The organism is Ruegeria sp. BHSB172, from assembly GCF_059613165.1.
In genome coordinates this window covers 1-7,626 of sequence record NZ_JBXWRZ010000075.1, presented here as the reverse complement: position 1 = coordinate 7,626, position 7,626 = coordinate 1, and the positions used below count along the sequence as shown (strand labels likewise).

At 62.5% G+C, this 7,626-nt stretch carries 7 protein-coding genes; 5 read left to right on the top strand and 2 right to left on the bottom strand.

Annotated elements, in window-relative coordinates; translation table 11 throughout:
• Positions 1–530 (bottom strand): twin-arginine translocation signal domain-containing protein (locus AC2FM3_RS17615; protein WP_496684496.1); only part of this gene is annotated, 530 nt, incomplete at its 3' end.
• A 250-nt stretch (positions 531–780) separates the two neighbouring features.
• On the opposite strand from AC2FM3_RS17615, the gene AC2FM3_RS17610 reads away from it, so the two are divergent.
• Entirely contained in the window at positions 781–2,214 is a 1,434-nt protein-coding gene (locus AC2FM3_RS17610; RefSeq protein ID WP_496684494.1) for a cache domain-containing protein, read from the top strand.
• Positions 2,214–2,858, top strand: a complete 645-nt coding sequence (locus AC2FM3_RS17605; RefSeq protein WP_496684491.1) for a response regulator transcription factor — start codon at positions 2,214–2,216, stop codon at positions 2,856–2,858. Before AC2FM3_RS17610 ends, AC2FM3_RS17605 begins: the two co-directional genes overlap by 1 nt.
• Before the next feature lie 6 nt (positions 2,859–2,864).
• On the opposite strand, the gene AC2FM3_RS17600 is transcribed toward AC2FM3_RS17605, so the two are convergent.
• Positions 2,865–3,710 (bottom strand): HalD/BesD family halogenase, encoded by an 846-nt coding sequence (locus AC2FM3_RS17600; protein WP_496684488.1) that lies wholly within the window; start codon positions 3,708–3,710, stop codon positions 2,865–2,867.
• Positions 3,711–4,113: 403 nt separating this feature from the next.
• Here AC2FM3_RS17600 and AC2FM3_RS17595 point away from each other — a divergent pair, with 403 nt between their 5' ends.
• The 3 genes from AC2FM3_RS17595 (at position 4,114) to AC2FM3_RS17585 (ending at position 7,466) form a co-directional block, all read left to right on the top strand.
• The gene (locus AC2FM3_RS17595; RefSeq protein ID WP_496684486.1) at positions 4,114–5,865 is read left to right on the top strand and encodes an acetolactate synthase 3 large subunit; all 1,752 of its coding nucleotides are present in this window, start codon (positions 4,114–4,116) and stop codon (positions 5,863–5,865) included.
• A gap of 60 nt (positions 5,866–5,925) precedes the next feature.
• On the top strand, positions 5,926–6,486 hold the full coding sequence (gene ilvN / locus AC2FM3_RS17590; RefSeq protein ID WP_496684483.1) for an acetolactate synthase small subunit: 561 nt from the start codon (positions 5,926–5,928) through the stop codon (positions 6,484–6,486).
• A gap of 257 nt (positions 6,487–6,743) precedes the next feature.
• Positions 6,744–7,466 (top strand): helix-turn-helix domain-containing protein, encoded by a 723-nt coding sequence (locus AC2FM3_RS17585; protein ID WP_496684481.1) that lies wholly within the window; start codon positions 6,744–6,746, stop codon positions 7,464–7,466.
• Positions 7,467–7,626 lie beyond the last annotated feature (160 nt).

The window sequence follows — 7,626 nt, the reverse complement described above, 5'->3', positions numbered from 1 at the left end:
CGGAACTTCAGACCGTTGAAGTCCTCGGGGCTGTTGATCTCTTTCGAGAACCAGCCGCCGGCCTGCGCGCCGGTGTTGCCGGCCAGGAACGACTTCAGGCCGAAGATCTGACCCAGCTCGTCATGCAGTTCCATGCCGCCATCGAAGTAATACCAGTTCACCAGTTCCTGCGCGGTCATGCCGAACGGAACCGCGGTGAAGAAGGCATAGGCCGGGTGCTGACCGACGAAGTAATAGTCGGCGGCGTGGTACATGTCGGCCTGGCCCGACGACACGGCGTCGAACACTTCGAACGCGCCGACCAGTTCTCCCGCGGCCTTGATGTCGACGGTCAGGTTGCCGTCGGACATTGCGGTGATGCTGTCGGCGCAGCGCTGGGCGCTGTCGAACACGCCCGCCAGACCGCGGCCCCACGAGGTAACCATGGTCAGCGTGCGCTTGCCCTGCGCGTAGGCCGGTGCCGCCAGTGCGGTTGCCGCCGCGGCCGAGCCGCCCAGTGCCGATGTCTTCAGAAACTTGCGACGATCCATATCAGGTGATCCTCCCCTTCATTCATTCACGGCCCGGGCGCACCCGGACCAGTCGCTTCGAGTGTCGACACGTTAATCAAGGCCGCTTGAAAGTGAATACCTACTACTGCGTAGAGCGCGCGATTTTTTGATCCGGCATGATGGCAAAACCGGCTGTTACCGCTATCGTCCGCGTGACTTTCGGGCCCGGAACGGCGAAAGATGCCCAATCTCTTTGCATTTGCGCCGCGGCTTGCGTATCGATTCGTCCATGGGGAAACTTCGATCTCTGTTTTCGCTGACTTATGCGCAGAAACTGTCACTGGTCGCGGCCATCCCGCTGGTGCTGGCGGTGGCGGCAATCGCGCTGATGGTGGCCATCGAATCCCGCGCCACGGCCGAGCGTGAGATACAGGCGCTGGAGCGTCGCCTGATCGAGGCCAAGAAGCAGGAACTGCGCAATTATGTCACCCAGGCGCGCAACGGCTTTGCCTATATCTACGGCCGCGCTGCCCCCGATGACGAAGAGGCCAAGAAGACCGTCGCCCAGATCCTGTCGGCGATGATCTACGGCAAGGACGGGTTCTTTTTCGTCTATGACTATGACGGCAACAACCTGGTCAGCCCCCGCCAGACCGAGTTCATCAACCGCAACTGGGAAGGTCTGACCGACAGCAACGGCGTGCCCGTGGTGGACGAGTTCATCCGGCTGGCCCGGCAAGGCGCCGGGTGGCACAGCTTCATGTGGCAGAAGCCCTCGACCGGGGAAGAGGCGATGATGATCGCCTATGTGGTCGGCCTGCAGGACTGGCGCTGGGCGGTGGGCACCGGCGTGTTCATCGACGACATCGTTGCCACCGTCGCCAATGCCCGCGCCGAGGTCGAGGCGCGCGTGCAGCGCACCTTCCTTTATATCGGCGGCATCGTTCTGGCGGCGGTGCTGATCGTCTTTGCCTCGGGGATGCTGCTGAACATCCGCGAACGTCGCCTCGCGGATGCCAAGCTGAAAGAGTTGACCAAGCGGGTCATCGACGCCCAGGAGGAAGAGCGCGGCCGCGTAGCGCGCGAATTGCATGACGGGATCAGCCAGATTCTGGTCGGAGTGCGCTATGCGCTGGACAATGCGCGCCGGCGCCTCGCAAAAGGCGATCATGACGGTGCGCGGGCGCCGCTGGACAAGGGGATCGACAATCTGGGCACCGCCATCACCGAGGTGCGACGCATCAGCCGCGACCTGCGCCCCGGTGTTCTGGACGATCTGGGTCTCGGCCCCGCGCTCAAGGCGCTGACCGACGATTTCCGCGAACGCACGGGGATCGAGACCGAGTTTTCCACCGTCGTGTTCCGCAACCGTCTGGACCATGACAGCAAGATCGCGCTCTACCGAATCGCGCAAGAGGCGCTGACCAATGTCGAACGCCATTCCGGCGCGACGCGGGTGACGATCGACCTGCGCGGCCACAAGCGAGGCGCCACGATGCGCATCACCGACAACGGGCGCGGGTTGCGCAGCCGGCCGGGCCAGATCAGCACCGGGATCGGCCTGCGCAACATGCAGGAGCGGATCGAACAGCTTGACGGGACCCTGCGCATTCTGTCATCACGCGGCGCGCAGAGCGGAACTGTGATCGAGGTCAGCCTGCCGCTGAGCCACCTGCTGCCGCCGCAGGAAGACGCGACACCCAAAAGAAAGGCCGGTTCCTGATGACAGACACGACCCGAGTCCTGATCGTCGACGATCATCCGATGGTTGCCGAGGGCATCCAGTCGATCCTTGAAAGCTATGACGACATTAACGTGGTCGGCACCCTGGGCAACGGGCAGGAAGCAATCGACTTGGCCCCGGATCTGCGGCCCGACGTGATTCTGATGGATCTGAACATGCCCGGCACGGGCGGGCTGAGCGCCACCGAGATCATTCTGGAACGCCTGCCCCAGACCCGAATCCTGATCCTGTCGATGCATGACAGCCCCGAATACATCTCGACTGCGCTGAGCCATGGCGCCAAGGGATACATCCTTAAGGATGTGCCGACCGACGAGATCAAACAGGCCATCGATGCGGTGATGCGCGGCGAGCGCTATCTGTGCACCGGGGCCAGCGGCTCTCTGGAGCCTAAGGGCGACAGCACCCGCGAAGCGCTGACCGGGCGCGAGCAGACGATCCTGCTGGAACTGGCGCAGGGCAAGTCGAACAAGGAAGTGGCCCAGACGCTGGACATCTCGGTCCGCACGGTCGAGACCCACCGCAAGAACATCAAGCGCAAACTGGGCATTTCCTCGACCGCCGGCCTGACGCGCTACGCACTGGAACATGGTGTGCTGCAGGGCACGGGCGTCGGGTACTGACGCGGGTCAGTCCAACAGACGGTCAGCCCGCCACCCGGCACGCGCAAGGTGATGCGGCAGCACGCGGCCGTACAGCTGTTTTGTCCGCTCTATGCCGCCACACATCCCCTCTGCCTCGACGAAGGAAAAGATACCCACATAGCGCGGCCAAGGGCCGCTGACCGGCGCAACCCGGTGCAGTGAGTAGCGGCCGCGAAATATCTGCAGGTCACCAGGCTGAAGTTCCAGTTGCCGGACAGCGCTCATGTCACCGTCGAGGATCGCGGCCACCTTGTCGAAATTCTCGTGTTCAGGCGTGCGCAGGTTGGGCGCGTATTCGAACGCCCCGCCCCGTTCGGCATTCTGGATCGCCAGAGTCACGGTGAAGTTGTTGGTGTCGAAATGCCAGGGGAACCCCTGCCCTTCCTCGACCACGTTGATGATCACGTCGGCCAGAGGATCGTCATAGCGAAAGAACCGATCCTGGGGTTCGTTCAGGGCCGCGCGGATAAAGGGCAGAAAGCCATCATATTCATAGATACGCCGCAACGGGCCGGTCTCGGGGAAATTGTCGGCCGGTACAAATGCGTTCGACCGGTCATAGAACCGTCGGATCGGGTGGCGGATGCCGAACCGGGGGTCGTCTCGGGTGAAATAGGGGTTGGTGCGGTTGAAACTGCGATGCGCGCGCGGGGCGACGGCCTCGGCCTCGGCCAGCAACTGCGCCAGACCACAGTCATGCACTAAACCGGGCAGCACCGCGCACCCGTCCGCGTCAAGCTCGCGCCGGATATCCGCGATCAGCCGCTGGTAGGCCGCCGAGTCCGGCCGGTCGATCGGATAACGGCCCAGGTCCACCAGATCCACAAGCATGCGCGCCTCCGTCCTTGCACTTTCCGGTTCAGCCTGACCCGGCGGCGCGTGCGGCTCATGCCCATTTCAGACATCGACCTGCCGCTTTCTGACTTCGGAACCCGTGCCCGCGGCACCATTCGCGGAAATTCCGGCCATGCGTCAATCTGCGCAATAAAATGTCGCAAAATTCGACCGCAGAGACAGGAAATTGGCCAGATTGCCTGTTGACGCCCCGTCCCCCCACCCATAATGTCCCTGCACGCAAAAAGGAGCCTCTGGCGATGAAAACGCTAGTCGTAATCGTAGGAACCACGCGCATGGGCCGGTAACGGTACACCATAATCGAACCCATGCGCCTCCGAAACTTCGGGGGCTTTTTTATGTCAAACGCAAGACACATGTCGCGAACGGAGCAAAGCAGATGACACGTGAGATGACCGGCGCAAAGATGGTGGTCCAGGCCCTCAAGGATCAGGGCGTGGACACGGTATTCGGGTATCCCGGCGGCGCCGTCCTGCCGATCTATGACGAGATCTTTCTGCAGAACGACATCCGTCACATCCTGGTGCGGCATGAACAGGGCGCGGTCCACGCCGCCGAAGGCTATGCCCGATCGACCGGGAAGCCCGGCGTCGCGCTGGTGACCTCGGGCCCCGGCGCGACCAACGCGGTGACCGGCCTGACCGATGCGCTGATGGATTCGATCCCGATCGTGGTTCTGACCGGCCAGGTGCCGACCTTCATGATCGGCTCGGACGCGTTCCAGGAGGCCGACACGGTGGGCATCACCCGCCCCTGCACCAAGCACAACTGGCTGGTCAAGGACACCAATTCGCTGGCCGCAACCCTGCACGAGGCGTTTCACGTCGCCACTGCCGGCCGCCCCGGCCCGGTGCTGATCGACATTCCCAAGGACGTGCAGTTCGCGACCGGCACCTATACCGCGCCGAAACCCTCGACCTCGCATTATCAGCCGGCGGTCAAGGGCGATCTGGACGCGATCACCGAACTGGTCGCTGCCATCGAAACCGCCAAGAAGCCCGTGTTCTATACCGGCGGCGGCGTGATCAATTCGGGCCCTGCCGCCAGCCAACTGCTGCGCGAGCTGGTGGACGCGACCGGCTTCCCCATCACCTCGACCCTGATGGGTCTGGGCGCCTACCCCGCATCGGGCAAGAACTGGATCGGAATGCTGGGCATGCACGGCCTGTACGAGGCGAACATGGCCATGCATGACTGTGACCTGATGATCAATGTCGGCGCCCGGTTCGACGACCGGATCACCGGGCGCATCGACGCGTTCTCGCCCAAGTCGAAAAAGGCGCATATCGATATCGACCCGTCCTCGATCAACAAGGTGATCCGAGTGGACATCCCAATCGTGGGCGACGTGGCGCATGTTCTGGAAGACGTGCTGAAAGTGTGGAAGGCGCGCGGGCGCAAGACCAACGCCGCGGCCGTCACCAAGTGGCAGGCCCAGATCTCGGACTGGCGCAAGGTGAACTGCCTTGCCTACACGAACAGCGAAAAGTCGATCAAACCGCAATACGCGCTGCAGCGACTTGAGGCACTGACCAAGGACCGTGACCGCTACGTCTGTACAGAAGTGGGCCAGCACCAGATGTGGGCCGCGCAGTTCCTTGGGTTCGAAGACCCCAACCGCTGGATGACCTCGGGCGGTTTGGGCACCATGGGCTATGGCTTCCCGGCCTCGATCGGGGTGCAGATGGCGCATCCCGACGCGCTGGTGATCAACGTCGCGGGCGAGGCCAGCTGGCTGATGAACATGCAGGAGATGGGCACCGCCGTCCAATACCGCCTGCCGGTGAAACAGTTCATCCTGAACAACGAACGCCTGGGCATGGTGCGCCAGTGGCAGGAGCTGCTGCACGGCGAACGCTACTCGCATTCCTGGTCCGAGGCCCTGCCCGATTTCGTCAAGCTGGCCGAAGCCTTCGGGGCCAAGGGAATCATGTGCTCGGACCCGGCCGATCTGGATGACGCGATCATGGAGATGATCAATCACGACGGTCCGGTGATCTTTGACTGTCTGGTCGAAAAGCACGAGAACTGCTTCCCCATGATCCCGTCGGGCAAGGCGCATAACGAGATGCTGCTGGGTGAGGCCGAAACACAGGGTGTGATCGACTCCAAGGGCTCGGTACTGGTCTGATCGCTCCCATCGCACCCGGCCGGACCTTCCGGCGCACGAAAGTTGAAGAAAGGGACATAAATGTCTGCCCTACACATTAAAAAAGGCTCTACCCGCCATTCGGCCTATAACCTGCGCCCGACGTTTTCGGACGTGCAGGAGCGCCACACGATCGCCGTTCTGGTCGAAAACGAACCCGGCGTCCTGGCGCGCGTGATCGGGCTGTTTTCCGGACGTGGCTACAACATCGAAAGCCTGACCGTGGCCGAGGTCGACCACACCGGCCACCTCAGCCGTATCACCATCGTGACCACCGGCACACCGCAGGTGATCGAGCAGATCAAGGCGCAGCTGGGCCGGATCGTTTCTGTGCACGACGTGCATGATCTGACCGTCGAAGGCCCCTCGGTCGAGCGAGAACTGGCGATCATCAAAGTCGTGGGCGAAGGCGAAAAGCGCGTCGAGGCGCTGCGCCTGGCCGACATCTTTCGCGCCAACGTGGTGGACAGCACCTTGAATTCCTTCATCTTCGAGATTACTGGCACACCCGAAAAAATCGACGCCTTTGCCGACCTGATGCGCCCGCTTGGACTGATGGAAATCGCCCGGACCGGCGTGGCCGCCCTGCTGCGCGGCAGCTGACGGGTCGTCGCCCCCGCGCAAGGGGGGCCGCTTGTCTCCATATCCACTCGAGACTGTCGCCGGTCAGTGTCATCTGGCCGGTTTTCCCAAATAGTTTGTGCAAAATCGCCAAATGCCTATTGCCTTTGGCCTATAAGGCATTAGCCTAGCGTCGGTTCTTTCCGACAGGAAAGCTCTTGGGGAAAATTATGCGATATTCCGGTTCAGGCCGACGGCGGACGCTGTGTCGGCACAGTCGTGTTGCGTTGCCATAGGCCATGACTGGACAAGGCATGGGCCATAAAGCACGCACACCTGAAGAATTGCGCACAATGCTTGGCGAGAACCTCCGGCAGCTGGTCAGCGGCTATCCCTCGGTGTCCGAGGTCTGCCGCCGTCTGGGCATCAATCGCACCCAGTTCAATCGATATCTGTCTGGCGAAAGCTTTCCACGGCCTGATGTGCTGGACCGGATCTGCCGCTTTTTCGGGATTGATGCCCGCATCCTTCTGACCCCCCTTTCCGAAATACCGAAAACCGAGTCGGCGCCGCTGCCTCCGTCCCTGCTGAAGTTTTTTGCGACGGGCCAAATAAAACGGAAGGAAACCCTGCTGTGCAGCGGGTTTCATCATGTCATCGAAACCCATCCCGCAGAGCCGCGGCACACCTGCCATCTGTTGCTGTTTGCCCGGAACCAGGGCAGCCACGCGACCGTACGCGCCTTCGACCCCGTCACGCCGGGTGCGACACCGGCTTCGCGCGAACTGCGCGGCTTGGCCTTCCGCTCAGGCACGACGACACAAATCATGATGGCGCATCGCGACGCCATCGGCACCCGTTTCTACGTTCTTGCGGACGCAACCACTCCGGCCGCGTCGGTACGCACCGGATACAGCGTCAGGCTAGGCGCAAGCGCCTCCGACTGCCGAAAGCTGGAACTGCGGTTCCTGGGGCAAGATCTGAAGGCGGCCCTCGGGGTCGCGCGGCTGGCCCGGTCCTGACCACCCCGGCAGGCCGCCAACATGTCGTTGTGAGAAAAACCCGGGTCGCGGACATGACAGCGGGCCGGCGGTGGGACTGCTTAGGCTGGGTGGCAACCGAGGAGGACCACATGGCCAGCACCCTGACCGATCTGTCTGCCGTTCGCCAAAGCATCGAAAC

Coding starts and splice junctions, on each gene's coding strand:
- AC2FM3_RS17605 (WP_496684491.1), top strand. CDS start 2,214: ATGACAGACACGACCCGAGTCCTGATCGTCGACGATCATCCGATGGTT.
- AC2FM3_RS17610 (WP_496684494.1), top strand. CDS start 781: ATGGGGAAACTTCGATCTCTGTTTTCGCTGACTTATGCGCAGAAACTG.
- AC2FM3_RS17600 (WP_496684488.1), bottom strand. CDS start 3,710: ATGCTTGTGGATCTGGTGGACCTGGGCCGTTATCCGATCGACCGGCCG.
- ilvN (WP_496684483.1), top strand. CDS start 5,926: ATGTCTGCCCTACACATTAAAAAAGGCTCTACCCGCCATTCGGCCTAT.
- AC2FM3_RS17585 (WP_496684481.1), top strand. CDS start 6,744: ATGACTGGACAAGGCATGGGCCATAAAGCACGCACACCTGAAGAATTG.
- AC2FM3_RS17595 (WP_496684486.1), top strand. CDS start 4,114: ATGACACGTGAGATGACCGGCGCAAAGATGGTGGTCCAGGCCCTCAAG.